Source organism: Bradyrhizobium mercantei, assembly GCF_001982635.1.
GTDB lineage: Bacteria > Pseudomonadota > Alphaproteobacteria > Rhizobiales > Xanthobacteraceae > Bradyrhizobium > Bradyrhizobium mercantei.
In genome coordinates this window covers 565,672-587,487 of sequence record NZ_MKFI01000004.1, presented here as the reverse complement: position 1 = coordinate 587,487, position 21,816 = coordinate 565,672, and the positions used below count along the sequence as shown (strand labels likewise).

Sequence of the window (21,816 nt, the reverse complement as noted above, 5' to 3'; positions counted from 1 at the left end):
GTTGGTGCAGTCCGACGTGTTGCCGTGTTATCATTCGGAGCGGGTTCTGCGGCGGATAGCCCCGGGGCCCCGATGAAATTGATAGATCGTCACGAGCTTGGCGCAGTCAGGAGCGGTCGATGACATCGATTGACGAACGGCTTCTCGAAAGCAAGATGATTCAAGTCGAGCAGGCCCGTGCTTGGAGCCCGCGCGTCATCTCCAAATTCGAAACGCTGATCCGTAGCGGCGACGAGGTCAGCATCTTCCGCGCAAACCCCCTGGCGTTCGCCCGCGATCGCGGTGTAGCCGAGCCGGAGGCAATCGATCTGTTTCTCCACGCCGCCCGCGCCGGGCTATTCGACCTGCATTGGGACATTCTATGCCCCCATTCTGGCTTGGTACTCGAAAGCTTCGGCAAGCTACGGGCACTCCGGAGCCATTTCGTTTGCGGGCTGTGCGATATTGACGGTCAGACGGACCTCGACGACTTTATCGAGGCTACTTTCTCGGTCTCGCCGCAAGTGCGGCGCCTTTCGTTGCATGACGTTGACAGCCTTTCGATTGAAGACCTGCACTGGAAGCTGAAATTTGCGGAGAGCGGGCGGCTACCCGGCGGGCAAACCCGATTTGTTGATGTCTTGCGTACGCTCGTGCGCGGCATGACATATCTGCCAGCAAGCGTGACCACGACCCTGCAGGCGGAGATTGGGCCCGGCGCCCTCTCAGGCGTCAACGTCCAGACGCAGGCTGGCTTTATAATTCCGGTCGTGGACTCATCTGCGGCCGTACCGGACCTCAGCACTCCCGCCACCATTCGCATCACCTACGATGGACAACGTTTCACGTCCGCCGTTTCGGCCGTCCCGTCGGGACCCACTGTCTTCGAGATCAACAACACCGGCCCGAGGCGTGGCTCGCTGCTCTTGATCAACTGGCCACCCGAGATCGTGGCTATGCCGGAGAAGCCAACGCTCGAGTTCGACCCCTACGTTTCCGGTGGCATGCTGCTGACACGCCAGACTTTCCGCAAGCTCTTCCGCTCCGAGCGTGTGGACGAGGAGGAAGGCTTGGGCATCAGGCAAGTGACGCTCCTGTTCACTGATTTGAAAGGCTCGACGGCGCTCTACGAGCATCTGGGAGATCTCAATGCCTATGCGCTTGTCCGGGAACATTTCGCTCTGCTCGACGCAGCCGCCCAACGGCATGCCGGTGCGATCGTGAAAACCATTGGCGACGCGGTAATGGCAGCGTTCTCGCGGCCGGTCGACGCCGTGGCAGCGGCGCTCCACATGCTGCAGGAGATCGGCAAATTCAACCGCGAGCAACGCCAGCCTGCCATCATTCTGAAGATGGGTGCACACTGCGGCCCATCTATTGCCGTGACCCTCAACGAGAATCTCGATTACTTCGGCCAGACGGTGAACATAGCCGCGCGGGTGCAATCGTTCGCGGATGCCGGAGAAATCTGTCTGACGGAAGCGCTCTACACGGCGCCCGGTGTTCGTGAGTTGTTGATGGGCCGCGACGTCGATGGGTTCGAGGTGCCGCTGCGTGGTGTCGAGGGCAGCGCACGAGTCTACCGCGTGACTGGTCGATCGTAGCGTTGTTTCGACCGATCGTTCCAATCGGCGTTACGTTCATTCTCGCGTGCGCTGACCCTCTAGCTTGCGGCCAGCGGTGCCTTGCCGCGTCCGAGTGCAAATTGACCGACCGGGCTCTCGACATGAAATTCGAGCCCGGTGATTTTCGCAAACAGATCGATGTTGGTCGTGCCGATGGCGCAGCCGCCAAGGCCCATATCGGTCGCCGCCAGATAGAATGTCTGGATCATGGTGCCGACGTCCTTCAGGATCAGCGAATATGCGATTGAGCTGTATTTCCAGGACACCCGCCCAAAACGCGCGGCGATCGTGATCAGGACCTGCGGCGGGCCGGGCGCGTCCATGGCAAACTCGGCCGCCGTCGAGAGCGCCTGGAGCTGCTGGGCGGAAGCGTCGATCGCGACCAGTGCGTGACCACCCGCATCGTAGTGGTAGAATCCGCGCGCAAGCCCCTCGCAGTTCGAGACCGCCAGGTACAATTCCAGCTCGTAGGCGCTGCCCGCCGATGGATAAGGCCTCGCGCTGTAGGTGACTTCAGGACCGCCGTCAAAATTCGCGCCGTTCTTCCATTCCGATAGCACGCGGGCGGTGGTGTCGAGAAACTGTGCGAGTTCGGCGAGCGTGACCGGATTCCGGTCGTCGAAATCTCGTATCGAATGGCGTTCACGCAACAGCTTCGCGAAGGGCGAGATCGGCTCCGGCGTGGAGAGCTTGTGGAGGGCGATCTTCTCGCCTGGCCAACGCGGACGCGTCGCAGGCAGCGGCGGAACGACGCCCGCATAGGTGAACGCGCCGCCAACTGGATCGGCATGCCGGCCCTCCGTGCTCCGGGTGTGAAACACGAGATCGTGGAAATCCCAGAGAACGAGATTGCCGTCGCCTTCATTCACCCGAAGGCCGTCGCCGTCTTTCGCATTGAGCTTGATCAGCATCTGGCTGTCGAGCAGCAATCCGAGCAGAGCGAGGTTCAAGGAGGTCGCGTGGCGGCGAAGCTTGCTGATCTTCTGGGGCTGCGACAGGGCCGCGAGGGTGGCAGCGATGGCGGGATCGCAAATCCGGAACAGCGCCCCGGCACGCGGCGATTCCAGCACCATCTCGTTGCCGCGCCGGCGCAGATAGGCGAAGCGCGACAACACGATGGTATCGCCGTTCCCCAGCCTTGCAGGTTGCGGCCAGTACTCGGCGACCTGCGGCTCGATGACCACGAGGTCCTGCTCTTCGCGCGGAGAGCATAGGCGGTATTCGAGAAGTCCGTGCCGCGCCAGTCGCTGCACCAGGGCACGAACCTGCCTCGCGAGGGCGCTTTTGCCGGCAAAGGAGGCGAGCGGCAGGCCGGAGGCGAGATGTCCCGCACGGTCGATCGCCGCCGTGCTGAATTGTCCCAGATTGACCGTATGGTGGCCGAGGGCAGCGGCGATGCTTCCGTCCGCCTGCATGTGAAGGGAAAACCGACCGTTCAATCGGGCGGCGATGACTGGTGCGATCTTCCTGGTCGGCTTTTTCCGGAGCACGCGCACGGAGGCCAACCTTCAGGTGTGTGGAAGGAACGGAGTCAGTTCGCTTTCCAGTCGCGGGCGGTCCAATAATCCAAGCTTCACCGGAACATCGTAGAGCCGGCCGGGCGCGAAGCGGCGATAGAAGTGCCGTAAGCCCGGAACGAGTACCCTCACGACGGGGACTTCGACGTCGGGCCGCGTCTGGTCGAGCACGAGGAAATCATGTCCGGCACCGGTGGCAATCTCGATGCAGGCATTGACCTGGTCGCTCGTATTGTCGTGGACCTTGAGGCCCGGTGCCGGCGGGACGATCGGATTGTCGCTGGGGATCAGGAAGGGATAATCGCCAAGTCGCAGCGGCGTAACACCGTCAAGCGTCGGCTTCTCGCCGCTTCCGCCGCCCATCATGCCAATCGACATGAACTGGGTCAGCTCCGTGAGGGAACGCAGCAGGGCTATACGGCGATCGAAATGCGAGCCGGATCCGAACTCGATATTTTCGTGTCCGTTCTGCATCCAATGCGTGATCGCCACGTAGGAGGGAATGCCGAGATCGCTGGTGATGTCGAGCACCCAAAGCCTGCGCCCCGCATCTGCAAGCTGGGCTCGCAGATCCCGCACATAGGAATCGTCGAATTGCGTGAGGTCGACTTCGGCGCGCTGCAGTCGATTGTACCACCAGATGGCGTAGGCATCGCGTTCGACCAGTTCGAGGAAGCCTTGAACGATGGCTTCCTCACGGGTGTTGCCGGCCGCACATCCGTTGGAATCCGTGTGGAAGCCGCCATAGAAAAAATACAGCAGGCCGGTCGGAAGATATTTGAAGCGCTTGTCGCGTAACGACCAGACCGGCGACCATTCGGCTTTTGTCGAGGGATCGAACGGCTCGGGAACCGGGTGTGAATCGTCCGGCTGCGGGGCATGTCTGTTCTGAAATTGCGTGTCGCTGAAAAGCTGGACGTCGTTGGGAAGAAGAGCGTCACCGGGAGCGAAGTCGGCAAAGCGACGGTTCGTCCTGATCTCGTCACCCTGGAAAATGCCCGAATAGCGCTCGATCGCCTCCATGAGCGCGCTGGCCTCGCCCTGCTCGGCTGTAGAACCCTTGCCGAAGCTGCCGCCGCTCAGTCCGGATCTGAGCTGGTCAATGTTCCAGGCCGGCGCGGAGAAGTTGTGGTAGGCGAAAAAATTCGTATTCATCGGCAGATCGGCCTCGATCCGCTCGAGCCGCGAAACGACACCGGTCAGTGGACTGACGTGTTTGCGGAACCGCGCGACGGTGGTTCGCGACGTCACGGTGCGGTATCCGCCGCTGGTGGCTATGAGCTTTCTGCCCTCGGCAATCTCGATCGGGGTTGCTGCCCGGCGCGCGCTCTGCAGCTTCTTGCTGCCGCAAGTGGGACATTGCGGGCGTTTCGCGACATAGTGCTTGGCGATGACGGCACCAGTCAGGTCGAAGCTTGCCATGTGATCGCGCAGGTCGGTGCGAAAACCCGAGGCGATCGCCTTCGTGATCTCCACGGCAGCGAAGTGAACTGCGGTCTGTCCAACGGTGTCGTGGACCAGGGGCGATACGGCGACCGCTTGCGCCGGCCCGCGGTCGAGAAATCCCTTGATCTCCCGATTGCGTATCATGCGATCGAACAGGCAGGTCCAGCAGGCGCTCTCGCCCGGCTTGAACACAGGTCCCACCAGCGGAATCACGCCTGACGGCTGCACCAGGAGCCACGGCGTCCCGTCGGCGACGCGCTTCCCGTTCAGCTCGGCGAGCCCTCGATCAAGATAGTCGTTCACCAGCGTGATGATGAGCCTGGGCGATCGCTTGGCGATCCGAACGCCAAGCTTGCTCAAGGCCGTGCTCAGTTCCCTGGCGCCTTTGACATCGATCGATTCCACCCGCACAGGGCAATTGCGGAGATTCTGCTCCGCCAGCTCGGGAGGCAGGCCAAGGCTCGCCCAATATCCATCAACGGCGCCTGCGAATGCGTGCGATGCTCCACCAACGACGTATTGGCGCTCCAACAGCCGGCTGATCGCTTCCTCGATCTTGTCGGCGGGAAAACTCTTTGAAAGCCGGCGAACGATCTCTGGCGCCGCCTTTCCATTTTTTCCGATCGCCGTGGCTACCGCACAATACAGTTCGCCGTGCAGGAAGAACTTGCGATTCTCGGAATAAAGACAGACCAGATTGGGAGGAATGACATAGGCGGTGAAGTTCGGCGCGAAGCGCAAGACGCCCTTGCGGGTCTGCCTCGCGGCGCGGCTCTTGCGATTGACTGTCATCGGGTCAGCACGCCGATCCTGTTCCCGTCACTGCCGGTTGCCGGCGCTCGGCAAACCACTGCCCCGCCCAACTTGTGCGCCGAGCTCGACTATTCTTCGAATAAGTTGGATCACACTCGCCCGCCATCGGCAAGCTGGCCGGCCAGGCGCAGCAATGGTGGCAACGATAGCAACAAAATGGCCGGGTCGTTCGCGGGCCCGGCCAATGAAATCACGACGTGTCGATACATAGTCAGGGGACGATGCTTCCTAGCACCAGCGGCAGCGGCCCCACGATGCACAGCAGCCTGCGCATGACACCCATGGCACGCCTACCCCGATCCAACCGACGCCGCAGCCACCACATCCACCGCAACCGACGCCGCAGCGGCAGCCTCTGCACGCTCTGCATCCGCCGCAGCCTCGGCAGCCTCCGCAACCTCTGGCACCTCCGCAGCCATGACAACCACCGCATCCCCGCGCGAGCAGCACACCGCCCGCGACGCTTCCATGGTCGATGAGGTTGAGATGGAAGGTGGCGAGGCTGACGTCGGCGAGTTCTTCTTCGCTGAGCGCGGTCACCTGGCCGGGCGCGAAGCTCGGCCTGTGTTGGACGTCGCCGGTCGGTACGGCCGAAGCCGACGCACTTCCCGCCAGCGAAAAGGTTAGACCGGCTACTCCCAGCGCCGGCATCGCGGCTTTGGTCATTCGCTTCTTTTTCGAAGCTTGCTTCGCCCGCTGCATGGCCGCATCCTCCAATGTTGGAAGAAGGATCTCCGTAAGCCGCGATCCTACGACGAGCCAACAAGACAGGCAAGATTTGGGGGTACACGAAATGTAATGGGGGTTGGGTTGCATTCATCTTCATGAACAATATCGCTGCAATTTCATCGAAGGCGCCGAATATCCGCGCCCGTGAGCGGATTGCGACGGGGGCGGTTTGATGCAGTGCGCAATTGCCGGCCCGCTTGAACAGGGAAATTAGCTTGGTCGATCAGCCCGGACGCTTCGCCTGGTATGAACTCCTGACGACGGACATGCGGGCGGCGGCTGCCTTCTATGGCAAGGTCGTCGGCTGGGCGACGAAAGATGCGTCAACGCCGGAGCTGGCCTATACGGTGCTTAGTGCAGGCGACACGCCGGTGGTTGGGCTCATGGAGCTCCCCGAAGAGGGGCTGCGATTGGGCGCAACGCCGAGATGGGTCGGCTACGTCGCCGTCGATGACATGGATGCGAAGGCCGCGCAGATCCGCCGTCTTGGCGGCGCCATCCTGGTATCGCCGACCGACAGCAATATCGGCCGAATTTCAGTGGTCGCCGATCCGCAAGGAGCGACGTTTGCGCTGGTCACAGGACTGACATATGGCCAACCGCAACCCGGCGGATTGGACGAGCCCGGGCGCGTGGGCTGGCACGAGTTGCTGGCCGAAGATCGGAACAGGATCTTTGCATTTTACGGCGAGCTTCTTGGCTGGCAGAAGGCCCATGCTGGAGCCGATCCGGCAGACGTGTATGAATTGTTTTCGGCGGCCGGACAGACGATCGGCGGCATGCTCACCAAGCTTCCGAGCGTGTCGCAGCCCTGTTGGCTCTACTACTTCAATGTCGACGACATCGGCGCGGCCGCCAAGCGCGTTCATGCCGGCGGCGGCCGGGTCCTCCAGGGTCCGATCGAGTTGCCCGATGGTTGCTGGATCGTTCGATGTGCCGATCCCCAGGGCGCCCTGTTTGCGTTACAGGGCGCCTGGGATCAGAAGCGCACCGAACGCCCCTCCACCTCGGAAGTCGGCTGGTCTGCCAGGTGGGGTGGCATTGCTTCAAAGGGCAGGATGGTGCTTCACAAGACGAAGCGCTAGGCCGAAGCGTTTGCCGCCTGAAGGCGGGACAGGCGGAACGGGCACGCGCCAATACCGCGTTTGAGGAAGATATCTGATCGGCCCTCGCAATGGCTCGACCATCATCATGTGGAAAGCCTGCTCAAGCGCAGTCCGTATTCACCGATGGGATCGATCCGCAAAACACAAGACGCCTTGGGACACTCAACGGTCAAACACCAGGAGGGTCGAGGTGGCGGTAGCATAGAGGGCGCCGTTGCCGTCTCTGAGCGTGCCCTCGGCGAAGCCCACTCGACGGCCAAGGCTGACGAGCCGCCCCTCGGCCCGCACGCGGCCGGTCCTGTCCGTCATAGCCTTGTGATAGGCGACTTTGAGTTCGAGAGTGGTGAAGCCCTGGTCGGCTCGCATCCTTGAATGCACGGCGCAGCCGCAGGCGCTGTCGAGCAGAGCGGCCGCATATCCGCCGTGAATTGTGCCGATCGGGTTGAGCGCGTGGCCGGCAGGTTGTCCCTCGAATACTGCGCGACCTTCCTCAATCTCCACCAGCGAGAATTGCAGGGTCCGGCAGATGGCGGGTTGCCTGTTCGACAGTATCAAGGCGCGCAACTGTTCGACGCCGTTTAGGCCAGGTGCGACCTCGTCGATTAGGCTCATGGCTGAACTCCTGTACGCTAGCGGGTCGAGACTCGGGGAAACGCCATCACCACCGGCGAGCGGCTGGCCGCTGGTCTCCAGGCTCATGGGTGGCTCCGGCCTATGGGAGTGGCGGGAAGCAATCAGCGCTAGCCGGGCGAGCGGATCGTCTGATTGATGGCTGCGGAAAGATCGGCAGACGAGCATGCCAAGGGCTCGGAAGCAGAACGCATTGCCGCAGATGCACGGGAGCGGGCTCCTATCCAACCTTGCGCAAACGGGTGAATAGGAGGCCGCGGCCGACGCTACGAGAACTTCATGCGTTCATTCTGCGCGCGGTGCCTCAGCTGTCGAGAAACAGACGCGCATGCGCAAGGAAGAGATCCGGATACTGGAATTGCGAACCATGGCCGGCATCGGGATAAATGATCAGTTGTGCGTTTGGGATGTGCTGGGCGAGCGTGTACGAGTTAATCGTTGGGACCATCACGTCGTTGTTGCCGTTCACAACCAGCGTCGGCTGGGAAATCTCCCTTAGAGCCGCGAACCGTTCCCCTTTGACTTGGCGCCATGTCTGGAACGACGCCAGTTGGGCCCTCATCGTTTGCTCGGAACTTGGCTTGTCGACATCGGCCTTGCGTTGATGACGACGTTCCCAAAACGCTCTGCCGGCTCTCTGGCTTTCCGCCGAAGGCGAAAAAAACAAGTACAAGAAGGCATCTAGCCCGCACTCGCCGGTTGTTGGATCAGTTGAGGTTGCGTGCTTTGGAAAATTCGCATCCTGCGAGGGCTCGCCGCCGCTCGGACCTGTGCCCAGCAGCATCAGCCGCCTGACGAGCGTCGGCTCCTGCAGCGTGACCGCCTGTGCCACATAGCCGCCCATCGAGAAGCCCAGAAGATCGACCTGTGCCAGGCCGAGCGCGCGAATAAAGGCCACGGCGAAGTCGCCCATCGCCTCGATAGTCTCAGGCGTCTCGCCGCTCGAGCCTGCGACGCCTGCATTGTCGAACAGAATCACGGGTCGGTTTCTGGCAAGACCATCGGTGATAGCCGGATCCCAATGATCGAGCCCGCCGCGGAAGTGCTGCATGAATACGAGGGGCACACCCGTTTCCGTCCCAAATCGGCGGAATGCGAAGCGAATCCCCTTCGCTTCGATGAATTGTGTTGGTGCTGTCACGTGCGTGTGAGACATTTCTGACCTCCCTGGTTTGCGTTCGAAACGATCAATGTGATCCATGCGACCGGCTTGATGAGCAGGCATGGGACGCTCGGCAATGCGGCGCGGCGCTTCCTCGCCTCATTTCGCCGCAGCGCGGGCGGCGCCGCCGAAAGACCGCGAGGCACCTGCCGGGTGACACTCATTGGCCAGGCCCTGGCGGGTCTCCGCGATCGAGGGCGAATGGAGGCGATCCAAAGCGAGCTTTCACGCATCAGGCGAGTGCCGGATAGTCCGTGTAGCCGCGATAGTCGCCGCCGTAGAAGGTCGCGCTGTCGGCCTCGGCCAGCTGCTCGCCGGTCTTCAGCCGGGCGACGAGATCGGGATTGCCGATGAAGGGCACGCCGAAGGCGACGAGATCGGCCCGGCCGCTCGACAGCACCGCAACGGCGCGCGCCTTGTCATAGGCACCATTGGCGATGTAACACCCGCCGAAGGCCCGCTTCAGCGCCGCCCAGTCGAAGCCGTTCGGATCGGTCTCGTAGACATGGAGATAGGCGAGACCGCGGCTGCCTAGCTTCTCGGCGACATGGCGGAAGAGCGCGTCGGGGTCGCTGTCCTTCATGTCGTTGAAGGCGCCGATCGGCGAGAGCCGTACGCCGACCCGGCCGGCACCGACCGCCTTCGACACCACCTCGACTACTTCGAGCAGCAGCCGCGCGCGGTTCTCGACCGAGCCGCCATAGGCATCGGTCCGGTGGTTGGTGCCGTCGCGCAGAAACTGGTCGAGCAGATAGCCGTTGGCGGCGTGGATCTCGACGCCGTCGAAGCCAGCTTCCCCGGCATTGAGCGCGGCTCGGCGATAGCTTTCGACGATCCCTGGCAGCTCAGCCGTCTCCAGCTCCCGCGGCGTCACGAAGGGCTGCGGGCCGACCGCTGTCTTCGCGCTGCCCATAGGCTTGATCGCGGAGGGCGCGACCGGCAGGGCGCCGTGGGGCTGCAACGAGGGATGCGAGATTCGGCCGACATGCCAAAGCTGCAGGACGATTCTGCCGCCAGCGCGGTGCACCGCATCAGTCACGCGCTGCCAGCCGGCGATCTGCTCGCGGCTATAAATTCCCGGCGTGCCCGGATAGCCCTTACCCTGCGGCGAGATCTGCGAGGCTTCGGTGACGATCAGCCCGGCCGTGGCACGCTGGCGGTAATACTCTGCGGCGATCGGCTGCGGCACGTCGGCGGCGCCGGCGCGGTTGCGGGTCATCGGCGCCATCACCACGCGGTTGCGCAGTTCGAGTGGCCCAATGCGGACCGGCATGAATAACGCATCGGTGTGGCTGCTTGCGTTTTCAGGCAATGCAAATCCGGCAACCGTCATGGCCAATTCCTTCGTCCAGATGTTATATGATGATCATCATGCTTGCCTAAACATGATGGTCATCATATTTAATGTCAAGAGAGCTATTGATGTTTCATGGACGGAACAGTGAGGTCGGAACAATGCGCTATCCCGCGAGCGAGACGGCCAAAAAGCATGAGAGGATCCTGAAGGAAGCCGCGCGGCTGTTTCGCGAGCGCGGCTTTGACGGGGCCGGCGTTGCCGAAATCATGGAAGCCGCCGGGCTGACGCATGGCGCCTTCTATGCTCACTTCACCTCCAAGGACGCGCTGCAAACCGAAGCCGTGGAACGCGCATTCGCGCAAGCGAACAGCCGCATCTACGCTCTGGCGACGAATACAAGCGATGCAAAGCAGGCTTTCCTCGACAGCTATTTGGGCCGAGCGCATCGCAATCATGCGCAAGACGGCTGCCCCATGGCGGCGCTGGGGCCGGAGATCGCCCGCAGCTCTGCGGCGCGCAAGCCCTTCACTCAGGGCGTGAAGCACATCCTCGATGGGATGGTTAGCCGGTTTCGGTGGAAGCGCAAAGGCATCGCGCGCCGCAACGCGATCCATGTTTTGTCGGCGGCCGTTGGGGCGGTCATTTTGGCGCGCGCCGTGGACGACCCCCGGTTTTCCGACGAGATTTTGGCAAGCGTCCGCGACGCCTTGGCATCGCTATGAGCGAAGACGCACATCAACGCGCAAATTGGATGGCTGCAACGTCATCCCGGGCGGAGAGCCGTTGCCGCCTTCGCGTGGCGCCGCGCGGGATTACTCGCGAGGCCGCAGCTCGCGTATCCCTTTTCCAAGCCGCCGGCGCAGCAGCGTGCGAAGCGTCACACCGTCCGCGTAGCCAACTTGCGCCGCGATCCGGTCGACGCTGTGTTGGCTGGTTTTCAGCAAATGAACGGCGCGCTCGATCCGCAGATCCTGAATGTGTTCGAGCGGCGTCTTGCCCAGCACCGCATCAAGACGTCGTGACAATGTCCGCTTGCTGGTCCCGAGCGCTTCGGCGATCGCATCGAGCGCGAGTGTCGAGTCCAGGCGCTCGCGCACAAAACGGTCGAAACGCTCAACCAGCGCATCGGAATGGATGAGTTGATCGGAGATCATGTAGGACGATTGGGACAGTCTCGTATCGAAGACCAGATACTTGGCGACCAGCGCGGCAAGCTCGGGGCTGTTGTTCCGGATCAGCCAGAGCGCAAGGTCGAGATGACTGAGGGCGGCACCTGCCGTCACCATGCCGTCACTGGGCACGACGATGCGATGCGCATCCAGTCCGACGTCCGGATAGCGTTGCCTGAACACCGGCGAGAGCCACCATGTCGTCGTGGCCCGGCGCCCGGCGAGCAGACCGCTCTCGGCCAGCACGAAGGTGCCGGTACAGGCCGCCGCAAGGCGGGTGCCGGCCGTGTGCCAGGAACGCAAGGCGCCGAGTGCATCGATGATGTCGTCGTGCCCGAGCGTGGGCAGGAGCAGCTCCGGCACGATGCTGGCAAGCGCCGGCACGATGACCCAGTCGGGGACGGGCGTGTCGGCGATTGGGCGCACGGGCACTTGTAGTCCGAGCGCAGTGCGCACTTCGGGCCGCACGCCGACCAGAGTGACGTCGAAGCCGGGCGTCGGCATTCCCGTCCACTCTGCGAGCGTGTTGGCCATTCCCAGGGCGTCGAGCACCGTCGTGAGACCGGTGTCGAACATCCCCTCGAGCGCGAGTATGGAGATTTTCATGGCCAGATCAGCATCAAAACTGTCAATCGTGCCACTATCTGCGCGATGCCGCGATTTGTAAAGCGAGGGCCGGTTCAAACAACCAACCCCGGAGACCGAAATGCCCACGCTAGGAAAGAAGTTCGCCGTTGCTCTCACTCTTGCCGTCGGTGGAACGACGATGGCTCATGCCGACCCAAGCCCGTCAGTGAAGAACATCGTCATTGTCCATGGCGCACTGGTCGATGGCTCAGGCTGGCGAGCTGTCCACGACATCCTCACCAGGGATGGGTTCCATGTGACGATCGTCCAGGAGCCGCTGACTGGCCTCGCAGAAGACGTCGATGCCGCCAAGCGCATCATCGATCAACAGAACGGTCCTGTCGTGCTGGTCGGCCACAGCTATGGCGGTTCCGTGATCACGGCGGCAGGTGCTGACCCCAAGGTCAAGTCGCTTGTCTATGTGGCGGCCCTGCAGCCCGATGCGGGCGAAGCCAGCGGTCAACTGCTGTCGAAGTTCGCCCCGCCGAACGACGCGATGCGTGCGCCCCAGAAGTATTTCCTCCTTCCGCCGGAAAGATTCCATCAAACCTTTGCCGCGGACGTCCCGGCGTCCGAAGCGCAATTCATGGCGGACTCGCAGCAGCAACTCGCGGAGAAGGCGGTGGGAGCACAGGTCTCCGTGGCGGCGTGGCGAACCAAGCCCAGCTACGCCATCCTGACCACCGAGGATCATATGGTGAGCCCTCAGCTTCAGCGCTGGATGTATCAACGATCGGGCGCCAAGGTCACCGAAGTGAAGGCAAGCCATGCCGTCTTTCTCTCGCAGCCGGCGAAGGTCGCAGAGGTCATCGAGACTGCTGCAAATCAGACGAAGTGATGGCTGATCATCACGATCGATGACGCTTGGTCCAGGCTGTGTCCGCATTTTCACAGCCTGGGCCCGGCAAACGTCTGTTGCGCAGGCGCCGCGGCTTTCGCAAAAATTTCGGAATAATAGAATATATTCGCTGATTTGCCCGACACGTCAAGTGACTTGTCCGAGCGCCGACGACGCGCTTCGGCAAGCCCGGAATGGCATAGGGAGCTCCACCACCCCATGCTCGGCCACCTTCTCGACATATGAGTTCGCGTGCGGATGCAGGCGGTCGCCTAACGTTTCAAGAAGTATGACTGAGTAGATCGTGTTGGGGTCGGACATGAGATGGCGCTCGAAAGCGGCTCGGATGCGTCCGGCAATACCGTGAAAACGTTGAGTATCGGGCGCGACGCTGGTCTAGCGTCGCAGGTCATGTACCGACGCCGCGCCCTGCATCGCACGAAGAGGACAACGGCCGATGCCAGCGATGCGAGTGCCAACACCGCATGGACGACGCTCATGCCGACAGCCAGCGGCATCGCGGCGCCAGCGAACAGATGATCGCTGACGAAGCCCGTGAGCCCAGGCGCCAGTCCTGCCCCTAACAATCCCTGGCCGACGAGGAACAGCGCCATCAGCTTGCCGATAGACTGGCTCGGGGCGATTTGCGCGACGATCGTCGCGGTCACGGCCAGATAGGTGCTGATCGCCAGCAGGATGACACCCTGGAGAACCCAGAATTGAAGCGGCGTCCGGGCCAGGGGATGAAAGGGCACCACGGCCAGCAACAGGATCGCGAACAGGACGGCGACTGCGGCGGCGCCGGGAACCTGACGGCGCTCGAACCGATCCATGGCAAAGCCCGCGAAGCTGAGGCCGGTCGGCCCGATGACCATCAGCAGCAGGCCGAGCGCCGGGCCGATCTGTGCCGGCGACATCTGGAAGCGCAGCGCGACGATTGCCGGCGTCCAGGTCTGCAGCGATTGCGCGAGCATCGCCTGAGTGATGGAAAAAAGCGCAAGCGGCAGGAAGATTGCGCGCTCCGTCCGGCAGATGCGGAAGACGTCCGCATAGGTCGTTCCTCTCGCCGGGCCCTGGCCAAGGCGCGCCGGTTCAGCAAAGCTCGCCAGCAGCAGCACGAGCGGGAGGCCGAGAAGGCCGGACAGGACAAGCGCCGAAGACCAGGGCGCACGCGCGGCCAGGAGCGGCACATCGGCGAGGAGGCCGTTCGAGATCAGCTGCATGAGCACACCGCCCAGCAGGAACGCGAGCCCCGTGCCCAGCAGGCCGGACATGGCGTAGAGCCCGAAGGCCCGGCCCCTGCGCTCTTCCGCCACCCCGTCATAGATCAGCGAATAGGCCGAGGGCGGGATGAGGCTTTCAGAGACGCCGACGCCGATGCGTGCCACGAACAGGGTCGCGAAGCCGACGGCAAGGCCGCAGGACGCCGCCATTGCCGACCATATGATCACGGCCACTGCGATCACGGCCCGACGGTTGAACCGGTCGGCCATCCAACCGGCCGCCGCGCCAAAACCGAGATTCCCGATCGCAAAGGCCGCGCCGATCGCCAGGCCGATCTCCGTTCTGGAGATTCCGAGATCCTGTTGGATCGGCAGGACCATCAGCGCGATGACGTTCTTGTCGATCATCGCCAGCATTGACAGCAATGTCAGGCAGATGACGAGCCACCATTGCGCGAATGATGTCGTCAGCCCCTGGTATGCGCGCGACTGAGCCGAGCGGATCGCCGCCGGTGTCTTTGGGGCGGCGGAATGGCTGTATTTCCTCCTGCCAAAACGGGACTGGGCCATATCGGTCACTACTCCTCCCCCCGCGGCACGGTTTCCATGCACCGCAGCCGTCGGCTTCGTCTCGTCTTGCGGGCTCAGGCGATAGCAGGCGGCTGCGACGCTGCGTTGCCCCAGGATGCCCCGTAATCGGCGACCGCTTTCGCATGATCGACGGGCAAGTCGAGCCGTTCGACACGGTGGACGGTCGAGTAATTGGCACCAGCGAGCTTTCCGACCGGCTGCAGCAGCTCAGAATCGATCCGGCCGTCTACGAGAATATTTGGCGATACGTGAAAACAGAGGACGTCGCCGAAGACCATATTGCCTTCTCCCATCGGCAGGATCTGGCGGACCCGGCATTCAAGCGCGGCGCGCGCACTGGCCACACGGGGCGGCGCCACCATGCTGCTGCGGGCTTGCTCGAGTCCCGCAATCTTGAACTCATCGACATCGCTGGGCCAGTTTGCAGCGGTGATACGCATTGCCTGCTTCAGGTGGTCCGACACGACGTTCACCACGAACTCGCCGGTAGCCTTGACGTTACGCAGCGTGTCCTTCTCGCCGTTCGAGACGAACTGGACGATCGGCGGATTGGCAGAGCAATTGTTGAAATGGCTGTAGGGCGCCAGATTGCACTTGCCAGTGCTCGACACTGTCGAGACCCAGGCGATCGGCCTCGGCACGACCAGCGAGGTCATCAGGAAATATACGCTTCGCGGGTCGAGATCCGCAGGTGTCAGTCTCTTCATGATTCATGCCTCCTCGGCAGCCCGTTCCGTGGCCGGACCAGGCGGGCTAGATGGGCCTGCGACGCGTCCAATTCCTCCCGGCTCCGGCCAGAATGGCTGCCGGGATAGACGTAGAGCCGCTTGTCCGCCGCTGCGATCCGATCGAACAATTCGAGCGTTCCGCTGCGGTCGAAAATCTCGTCATCCCAATGCTGGATAAAGAGCACCGATGCCGACACATGCTCCGCGGCCGCGACGAGCGCTGTTCCATGCAGATATTGCGACGACCATTTGCCGATCACCGCTGCCTCGATCGCCGGTTGGCGAGCCAGCACCTCCAGGCCGTACGCCGTGCCCATCGAGAGCCCGAGCCATCCGACCCGGGCGGAGCGCAGCACCGGCAGGTCGAGCAATCCGTTCAGGACATGAATCCAGTCCTGCGCATAGTCCTCGATCTGCGGCGTCTCGCGCCAGTAGGCGATGAATTCGGCCAGCAACGCCGCCTTGTCCGCTGGTGCCCGACGGCGCTCGCCATGGATCGGTCCGTCGATCGCTGCCACCGCCATGCCGGCCGATACCAGGGCCGACGCGCTTTCCAGCACGGACGGATCGTGCTTGCTGCCCGATCCGCCATGCTGGACGAGAACCAGTGCTGCAACCGGTTCGGCCTGGATCGGCAGCCAGAGCACGCCCGGGATGGTTCGCCCTGCACGAGAGGCGATAAACCGCCGCTCTTCCCATACCGGCTCGGCCGAGATCTCATTCGCGGAGAAGGTAAGGGTACCAGCCATGGTCAGCGCCGCGCACATCGGATCGGTCCGGTCAGGTACCGGCGCGCTGATGCGTCGTGGTCGCGGGCGAACCGTTGTCGGGAATGATGTACCCGCTGTCGTCGCGCAGCAGCCCTGTATCGCGTGCCTTGTCGAGCACCTCGGGATGCCAGGTGATCCGGCCCACCTCGGTGTCGTTGCCGCCCACAACGGAATAGATCACGAGACTCCCGGCATTCGGGTTGCGGAAGCCCCGCATGACGCCCGGCGGCACCGAGATCACATCCCACGGGTTGAGCTCGATGGCGTGCTCGCCCTCATCCCCGAAGATCACGATCATGCGACCGTTGAGCGGGCAGAACACCTCCTCGGTGACGTGGGAATGGAGACCCGCACCTGACCCCGGCGGCACTTCGATCATCGAGACGCCGAAGCGATGCTCGCCCTGGATGGCCGGCTGGGCGCCCTTGTTCTCGAGCACCCCGCGATTGATGATCTTGTAGAGATTCTTCTCGTGGCCCGGGATGCGGTTCTCGACGAACGCTTCTCCATAGGGCTTGACGGCGCCCCAGCGGGCGACGCGGGTGGCTTCCATATCTTCCTTGGAAATCTGCACGGCTAACTCTCTCCGGTTGGACTCCGTCTCGATCATCGAGGGAGTCATCTGGTTGCCCGCAGCGACAACTTGATTGACCGGGGATCGATACACAAATATCAATTTTCGACACTCTTCATACCGATCGGTTATCGGAATGGACGTTCGTCAGCTCCGCTATTTCGCAGCTATTGCCCAGCACGGGCATTTCGGCCGGGCCGCAGCGAGCCTGCACATCGCGCAACCGGCCTTGAGCCGACAGATAAAGCTTCTCGAGGAGGAGCTGGGCGTGCAGCTGTTCGAGCGCCATCCACGGGGCGCGGCGCCGACCGAGGCCGCAATGCTCTTGTCGGACCGTGCCGCCTTCATCCTGCGCTATCTCGAGCAGGTCCGGATTGATGTCGCAGCGACCCAGGGGGATCCTCGCGGGCCTGTCGCACTCGGCATGTCGCCCGGGCTGGCCTTGACTCTCGCCCCGCCCCTTTTTGAAGCAATCGGTGACCGGTATCCGGGGGTCCAATTGCAGATCGTCGAGGACTTCACCGACTCGTTACAGGAGCGACTCCTGCACGGAACGGTTGATCTGGCGATCCTGAATGGCCCGGATGTAGAACAACCGAACCTCGTCACCACGAAGTTGATGGATGAGCAGATTTGCCTGATCGGCCGTGCCGATAATGCGCTCTTCCCGAGCGGACCGGTCGATGTGAGGACCCTGCCTTCGCTCTCGCTCGTGATGGCTGGTGTGGCTCGATCGGGGGTCCGGGAAATCGTCGAGATGGCCGCTGCGCAAGCCGGCGTACTCCTGACGCCCAAGGTCGAGGTCCAATCCCTGGAAGTGGCAAAACGCATCATTTTGCGCGGCGAGTTGTTCACCGCCCATTTCGCAGCGCCGATCAAGCAGGACATCGACAGCGGGCTGCTCCGAGCGACACCCATTCACGGCATGCATCTGACACGCTTCACTGCGCGCGCATCGGACCGGCCGGCATCGCGCGCGACAACAGTTGTGATGGAGACGATGACGGACGTCGTCCGCACCCTGGTCGATCGTGGTCTCTGGCCACATGCCCAACTGCGCTTGCTGCCGCGCGGCTAAAGAGAAACTTACATCGTACTCGAGCGACCTGCTGTGGGCATATCATTACACGCCTGGCTAGTCTGTTGCATAGGCGCCGATCATTACGCAATATTTCTGAATAATAGAATATATCACTGATTTGCCCGGCACGTCAACTTACTTGTCCGAGTGCCGGCGGCCGCCCGGCACCTTTGCATGGGGTTGTTTTCGATATTTTTGGGGACGCTCACCTTGGAGGGGATCTCGCACTTTGCTAGCTACAGGCAAGATGCACCCTCTCCCCTCATGTCCGCCGTAGCCTTGGCGAAGGCGGATGTGGGAGAGGGTGGCGCAATCGAGCGAAGCGAGATGAAGCCGGGTGAGGGGTCTCTCTCCGCGAGTTCATCTGCGGAGAGAACCCCTCATCCGGCGCTTCGCGCCACGGGGGAGAAGGGAAGCGGAGTCCGCGGCGTCGCTACTGCAGTGCCGCCAGCAGCTCGTCGGGCGTCTCGACCATCATCATGTGGCCGGCGCCCGGCAGCACCACCGTGCGCGCATTCGGCGTCCCGGCGGCGAGCGCCTTGCCGGCCTTGGCGGGCGTCATCATGTCGCGCTCGCCGAGGACGAAGGTCGCGGGCACCTTGACCGCGGCGGCGGCGGTGAGCGCGTTCTGGTAGGCGTTGCAGGCGTTGAGGTCGTTGAAGAGCACGCCGGGCTTCGCCTCCTGCAGCACGCGCTGCGCGCCCTGGTGCATCCATAGCCCAGGCGCCAGGCTGCCGCCGAGCTCGGCCTTGAAGCCGAGGCCCCAGATCGAGACCATGTCGATCGCGGCGACGTCATTGGCTTCGGCGGCCTTCAGCAGATCAGGGCCGACCGTCATGGTCGCGGCGGTGCCGATCAGAGCGAGGCCGGAGACCTTGTCGGGATGCCGCGCCGAGGTCTCGATCGCGATCAGCGAGCCCATCGAGTGGCCGATCAGCCGCGCCTTCGCTGCGCCGGCCGCGGTGATCAGTGCGGCGGTCCAGTCGGCCATCTCGGCGATCGTCTTCAGCGGCTGGCCGGCGGAGCGGCCGTGGCCGGGGAGGTCGGGCGCCAGCACGGAAAAACCGTGATGGGCGAACCAGCGGCTGTGCAGCGCCCAGGTCGAACTGTCGAAGCCGGCGCCGTGGATCATCACGACCGCCGGCAGCGATGCGTCGAACGGCTTGCCGCCGGTGGCGATGAAGGTGTTCGCGCCGTTGACTGAAAGCTGCATGGCTCAGGTCCTTTGCGAGGCGCGCAGCGCCTGGCCGAGATCGTCGATGATGTCCTGTGCGGTTTCGATGCCGACCGACAGCCGCACCAGCTCTTCGCCGATCCCGGCGGCCTTGAGCTGCTCGGCATCCATCTGCTGATGCGTGGTGCTGGCGGGGTGGATCACCAGCGTCTTGGCATCGCCGACATTGGCGAGATGGCTGATCAGCTTCAACGACTCGATGAACTTCTTGCCGGCAGCGCGGCCGCCTTTGATGCCGAAGCTGATGATCGAGCCGGCGCCGCGCGGCAACAGCTTCTTGGCGAGCGCGTAGTCCGGATGCGTCTCCAGCGACGGATGCAGCACCCAATCGACCGCCTTGTTCGCGGCGAGGGCCTCCAGTACCGCATGGGTGTTGCTGACATGGCGGTCCATGCGGACGCCGAGCGTCTCGATTCCCTGCAACAGCTGGAAGGCGTTGGTCGGCGACAGGCAGGCGCCGAAATCGCGCAGGCCCTCGGTGCGGGCGCGCATGATGAAGGCGGCCTTGCCGAACTGCTCGTCGAAGACGATGCCGTGATAGCCGGCATAGGGCTCGGTGAGCTGCGGGAATTTGCCGGAGGCGCGCCAGTCGAACCGGCCGCCATCGACGATGACGCCGCCGATCGCGATGCCATGGCCGCCCATCCACTTGGTCGCCGAGTTCATCGTGATGTCGGCGCCGAGCTCGATCGGCTGGCTGAGATACGGCGTCGCGAAGGTGTTGTCGATCAACAGCGGAATCTTCGCATCATGCGCGATCTGCGCGACCGCGGGGATATCGAGCACTTCGAGGCCGGGATTGCCGATGGTCTCGCCGATCACGAGCCGCGTGTTCGGCTTGATCGCGGCACGAAACTCGTCCAGCGCCCGGGGCTTCACGAAGGTCGTGGTGATGCCGAAGCGTGGCAGCGTGTGCGCAAGCAAATTGATGGTGCCGCCATAGAGCGAGGCGGAGGCGACGATGTGGTCGCCGGCATTGAGCAGGGTTGCGATCGCCAGATGCATCGCGGCCATGCCGCTGGCGGTGCAGATCGCGCCGACGCCGCATTCGAGCGCGGCGATGCGCTCTTCCAGTACTGATGTCGTCGGGTTGGAGATGCGGGTGTAGATGTGACCGGCGCGTTCGAGGTTGAACAGCGCCGCGGCGTGGTCGGCGTCCTGGAACACGTAGGACGTGGTCTGATAGATCGGAACCGCGCGCGCGCCGGTCGCGGGATCAGGCCGCTGGCCGGCATGCAGGCTCAGGGTTTCGAAGGCAGGCGGCTTGGGTGCGGGCATGCGAAACTCGTCAGGTCAGTCGATGAGGAAATTTGCTCTGCAGGTCTATACGTGAACCGCTGTGCGAACGCGGCCGACATTGCCGAACACGCGCAAATAGCGCTCGACCTCTGTGGGGATGCCGGTCGCCTTCTCCGGATTGTCGGAGAGCTTTACGGCCGGGCGTCCGTCGACCGACGTCACCTTGCAGACGATCGAGATCGGATCGAGTTCGGCGGTGCCGTCGGGCGCGCAGCCGACGAAATCATTGGTGAGGTTGGTGCCCCAGCCGAAGCTGACGCGCACGCGGCCCTTGAAGTGGTGGAAGGTCTCCTCGATCGAGCCGACATCCATCGCGTCGGAGAACACCAGGAGCTTCTCCTTGGGATCGCGGCCCTTCTGCTTCCACCACTTGATGATCTCTTCACCGGCCGTGATCGGCGGCGCGCTGTCGGGACGAAACCCGGTCCAGTCTGCGACCCAATCGGGCGCGTCGCGCAGGAACGGCTTGGTGCCGAAGGCGTCGGGCAGCGCGATCAGGAGGTTGCCGCCATAGGTGTGGCGCCACTGATCGAGGATGCGATAGGGCGCCCAGCGCAGCGCCTCGTCGTCATTGGCGAGCGCGGCGGCGACCATCGGCAGCTCATGCGCATTGGTGCCGATCGCCTCGAGATCGTTGTCCATCGCGAGCAGCACGTTCGACGTTCCGGTGAAGGAGGAGCCGAGGCCTTCCTTCACCGCCTCGACGCACCAGCGCTGCCACAGGAAGCCGTGGCGGCGGCGCGTGCCGAAATCGGACAGCCGCAGACCATCGAGCTTGCGCAGCCGCTCGACCTTGGCCCACAGCTTGGCCTTTGCGCGGGCGTAGAGCACGTCGAGCGCGAAGCGGCCGTAGGTCTTGGTCGCCGCGCGCGAGCGCAGCTCGTTGAGGATCGCGAGCGCCGGGATCTCCCACATCGTGGTGTGGGTCCACGGCCCGTGGAAATGCAGCTCATACTGGCCGTCGACCTTGTGCAGCTCGTATTCGGGCAGGCGGAAGGTCGAGAGCCAGTTGATGAAATCCGGCGAGAACATCTGGGTCTTGCCGTAGAACGTGTTGCCGGCGAGCCAGATCAGTTCCTTCTTGGTGAAGCGGATGGTGCGGGCATGGTCGAGCTGGGCGCGCAGCTCGCCCTCGTCGATGACCTCGGCGAGCCGGATATGGGTCGAGCGGTTGATCACCGAAAAGGTGGTGCGGGTGTCCGGATAGCATTCCCGGATCATCTGCTGCATCAACAGCTTGTAGAAATCGGTGTCCAGCAGGCTGCGCACGATCGGGTCGAGCCGCCAGCCATGGTTATAGGTCCGGGTCGCGATATCTGTCACGGTCATGCGGGAACCTTAGCCTGCCCCGTGGCGGTCGCCCAGTGGGTTTCGGGCG

General features: G+C 63.2%; 18 protein-coding genes. 5 read left to right on the top strand and 13 right to left on the bottom strand.

Annotation, left to right across the window (positions count from 1 at the left end; all coding sequences use genetic code 11):
• Positions 1-119 precede the first annotated feature (119 nt).
• On the top strand, positions 120-1,583 hold the full coding sequence (locus BI327_RS20840) for an adenylate/guanylate cyclase domain-containing protein (protein ID WP_076862648.1): 1,464 nt from the start codon (positions 120-122) through the stop codon (positions 1,581-1,583).
• A gap of 59 nt (positions 1,584-1,642) precedes the next feature.
• Here the strand turns inward: BI327_RS20840 and BI327_RS20835 are convergent, their stop codons facing one another.
• Positions 1,643-3,019 carry a SagB/ThcOx family dehydrogenase gene (locus BI327_RS20835; protein ID WP_076862647.1) on the bottom strand — a complete coding sequence of 459 codons (1,377 nt, stop codon included), beginning with the start codon at positions 3,017-3,019 and terminating at the stop codon, positions 1,643-1,645.
• Between the two features lie 93 nt (positions 3,020-3,112).
• Positions 3,113-5,359: a TOMM precursor leader peptide-binding protein gene (locus tag BI327_RS20830; RefSeq protein WP_076862646.1), complete on the bottom strand. Its 2,247-nt coding sequence runs from the start codon at positions 5,357-5,359 to the stop codon at positions 3,113-3,115.
• A 947-nt stretch (positions 5,360-6,306) separates the two neighbouring features.
• Between BI327_RS20830 and BI327_RS20820 the strand changes: the two genes are divergently transcribed.
• Positions 6,307-7,194 carry a VOC family protein gene (locus BI327_RS20820; protein ID WP_076862644.1) on the top strand — a complete coding sequence of 296 codons (888 nt, stop codon included), beginning with the start codon at positions 6,307-6,309 and terminating at the stop codon, positions 7,192-7,194.
• Between the two features lie 183 nt (positions 7,195-7,377).
• Here the strand turns inward: BI327_RS20820 and BI327_RS20815 are convergent, their stop codons facing one another.
• From BI327_RS20815 to BI327_RS20805, 3 genes are all read right to left on the bottom strand, one after another.
• Positions 7,378-7,914, bottom strand: a complete 537-nt coding sequence (locus BI327_RS20815; RefSeq protein ID WP_210191222.1) for a PaaI family thioesterase — start codon at positions 7,912-7,914, stop codon at positions 7,378-7,380.
• Between the two features lie 235 nt (positions 7,915-8,149).
• Positions 8,150-9,001: an alpha/beta fold hydrolase gene (locus tag BI327_RS20810; protein ID WP_076862643.1), complete on the bottom strand. Its 852-nt coding sequence runs from the start codon at positions 8,999-9,001 to the stop codon at positions 8,150-8,152.
• A gap of 238 nt (positions 9,002-9,239) precedes the next feature.
• Positions 9,240-10,340, bottom strand: coding sequence for an alkene reductase (locus tag BI327_RS20805; RefSeq protein ID WP_076862642.1), 1,101 nt, complete (start codon positions 10,338-10,340; stop codon positions 9,240-9,242).
• Between the two features lie 122 nt (positions 10,341-10,462).
• On the opposite strand from BI327_RS20805, the gene BI327_RS20800 reads away from it, so the two are divergent.
• Positions 10,463-11,026 (top strand): TetR/AcrR family transcriptional regulator, encoded by a 564-nt coding sequence (locus BI327_RS20800; protein ID WP_076862641.1) that lies wholly within the window; start codon positions 10,463-10,465, stop codon positions 11,024-11,026.
• A 90-nt stretch (positions 11,027-11,116) separates the two neighbouring features.
• Here the strand turns inward: BI327_RS20800 and BI327_RS20795 are convergent, their stop codons facing one another.
• Positions 11,117-12,079, bottom strand: a complete 963-nt coding sequence (locus BI327_RS20795) for a GlxA family transcriptional regulator (protein ID WP_076862640.1) — start codon at positions 12,077-12,079, stop codon at positions 11,117-11,119.
• 100 nt (positions 12,080-12,179) lie between these two features.
• Here BI327_RS20795 and BI327_RS20790 point away from each other — a divergent pair, with 100 nt between their 5' ends.
• Entirely contained in the window at positions 12,180-12,938 is a 759-nt protein-coding gene (locus BI327_RS20790; RefSeq protein WP_076862639.1) for an alpha/beta fold hydrolase, read from the top strand.
• Between the two features lie 272 nt (positions 12,939-13,210).
• Here the strand turns inward: BI327_RS20790 and BI327_RS20785 are convergent, their stop codons facing one another.
• The 4 genes from BI327_RS20785 to BI327_RS20770 all read right to left on the bottom strand — a co-directional run bounded on the left by BI327_RS20785 (position 13,211) and on the right by BI327_RS20770 (position 16,824).
• Entirely contained in the window at positions 13,211-14,731 is a 1,521-nt protein-coding gene (locus tag BI327_RS20785) for an MFS transporter (protein WP_083742168.1), read from the bottom strand.
• Between the two features lie 74 nt (positions 14,732-14,805).
• Entirely contained in the window at positions 14,806-15,459 is a 654-nt protein-coding gene (locus tag BI327_RS20780) for a flavin reductase family protein (protein WP_076862637.1), read from the bottom strand.
• Positions 15,456-16,247, bottom strand: coding sequence for an alpha/beta hydrolase (locus BI327_RS20775; RefSeq protein WP_143271666.1), 792 nt, complete (start codon positions 16,245-16,247; stop codon positions 15,456-15,458). The genes BI327_RS20780 and BI327_RS20775 overlap by 4 nt, the downstream gene beginning before the upstream one ends.
• A 13-nt stretch (positions 16,248-16,260) precedes the next feature.
• Positions 16,261-16,824: a cupin domain-containing protein gene (locus BI327_RS20770; RefSeq protein ID WP_076862635.1), complete on the bottom strand. Its 564-nt coding sequence runs from the start codon at positions 16,822-16,824 to the stop codon at positions 16,261-16,263.
• A gap of 136 nt (positions 16,825-16,960) precedes the next feature.
• On the opposite strand from BI327_RS20770, the gene BI327_RS20765 reads away from it, so the two are divergent.
• Entirely contained in the window at positions 16,961-17,902 is a 942-nt protein-coding gene (locus BI327_RS20765; protein WP_076862634.1) for a LysR family transcriptional regulator, read from the top strand.
• A gap of 436 nt (positions 17,903-18,338) precedes the next feature.
• Here BI327_RS20765 and BI327_RS20760 read toward each other — a convergent pair whose 3' ends face one another.
• Genes BI327_RS20760 through pncB form a run of 3 tightly spaced genes read right to left on the bottom strand, consistent with a single transcriptional unit; the run spans position 18,339 to position 21,767 of the window.
• Complete coding sequence (locus BI327_RS20760; RefSeq protein ID WP_076862633.1) at positions 18,339-19,118, bottom strand: alpha/beta fold hydrolase; 780 nt, start codon at positions 19,116-19,118, stop codon at positions 18,339-18,341.
• A 3-nt stretch (positions 19,119-19,121) separates the two neighbouring features.
• Positions 19,122-20,417 (bottom strand): O-acetylhomoserine aminocarboxypropyltransferase, encoded by a 1,296-nt coding sequence (locus BI327_RS20755; protein WP_076862632.1) that lies wholly within the window; start codon positions 20,415-20,417, stop codon positions 19,122-19,124.
• Positions 20,418-20,462: 45 nt separating this feature from the next.
• Complete coding sequence (gene pncB / locus BI327_RS20750) at positions 20,463-21,767, bottom strand: nicotinate phosphoribosyltransferase (RefSeq protein WP_076862631.1); 1,305 nt, start codon at positions 21,765-21,767, stop codon at positions 20,463-20,465.
• Positions 21,768-21,816: the final 49 nt, after the last annotated feature.

What these genes read in the sequence shown, in the direction of transcription:
- BI327_RS20780 (WP_076862637.1), bottom strand. Translation starts at nt 15,459, where the DNA reads ATGAAGAGACTGACACCTGCGGATCTCGACCCGCGAAGCGTATATTTC.
- BI327_RS20805 (WP_076862642.1), bottom strand. Translation starts at nt 10,340, where the DNA reads ATGACGGTTGCCGGATTTGCATTGCCTGAAAACGCAAGCAGCCACACC.
- BI327_RS20835 (WP_076862647.1), bottom strand. Translation starts at nt 3,019, where the DNA reads ATGCAGGCGGACGGAAGCATCGCCGCTGCCCTCGGCCACCATACGGTC.
- BI327_RS20815 (WP_210191222.1), bottom strand. Translation starts at nt 7,914, where the DNA reads ATGAGCCTGGAGACCAGCGGCCAGCCGCTCGCCGGTGGTGATGGCGTT.
- pncB (WP_076862631.1), bottom strand. Translation starts at nt 21,767, where the DNA reads ATGACCGTGACAGATATCGCGACCCGGACCTATAACCATGGCTGGCGG.
- BI327_RS20830 (WP_076862646.1), bottom strand. Translation starts at nt 5,359, where the DNA reads ATGACAGTCAATCGCAAGAGCCGCGCCGCGAGGCAGACCCGCAAGGGC.
- BI327_RS20795 (WP_076862640.1), bottom strand. Translation starts at nt 12,079, where the DNA reads ATGAAAATCTCCATACTCGCGCTCGAGGGGATGTTCGACACCGGTCTC.
- BI327_RS20755 (WP_076862632.1), bottom strand. Translation starts at nt 20,417, where the DNA reads ATGCCCGCACCCAAGCCGCCTGCCTTCGAAACCCTGAGCCTGCATGCC.
- BI327_RS20810 (WP_076862643.1), bottom strand. Translation starts at nt 9,001, where the DNA reads ATGTCTCACACGCACGTGACAGCACCAACACAATTCATCGAAGCGAAG.
- BI327_RS20790 (WP_076862639.1), top strand. Translation starts at nt 12,180, where the DNA reads ATGCCCACGCTAGGAAAGAAGTTCGCCGTTGCTCTCACTCTTGCCGTC.
- BI327_RS20765 (WP_076862634.1), top strand. Translation starts at nt 16,961, where the DNA reads ATGGACGTTCGTCAGCTCCGCTATTTCGCAGCTATTGCCCAGCACGGG.
- BI327_RS20800 (WP_076862641.1), top strand. Translation starts at nt 10,463, where the DNA reads ATGCGCTATCCCGCGAGCGAGACGGCCAAAAAGCATGAGAGGATCCTG.
- BI327_RS20775 (WP_143271666.1), bottom strand. Translation starts at nt 16,247, where the DNA reads ATGTGCGCGGCGCTGACCATGGCTGGTACCCTTACCTTCTCCGCGAAT.
- BI327_RS20840 (WP_076862648.1), top strand. Translation starts at nt 120, where the DNA reads ATGACATCGATTGACGAACGGCTTCTCGAAAGCAAGATGATTCAAGTC.
- BI327_RS20760 (WP_076862633.1), bottom strand. Translation starts at nt 19,118, where the DNA reads ATGCAGCTTTCAGTCAACGGCGCGAACACCTTCATCGCCACCGGCGGC.
- BI327_RS20785 (WP_083742168.1), bottom strand. Translation starts at nt 14,731, where the DNA reads ATGGCCCAGTCCCGTTTTGGCAGGAGGAAATACAGCCATTCCGCCGCC.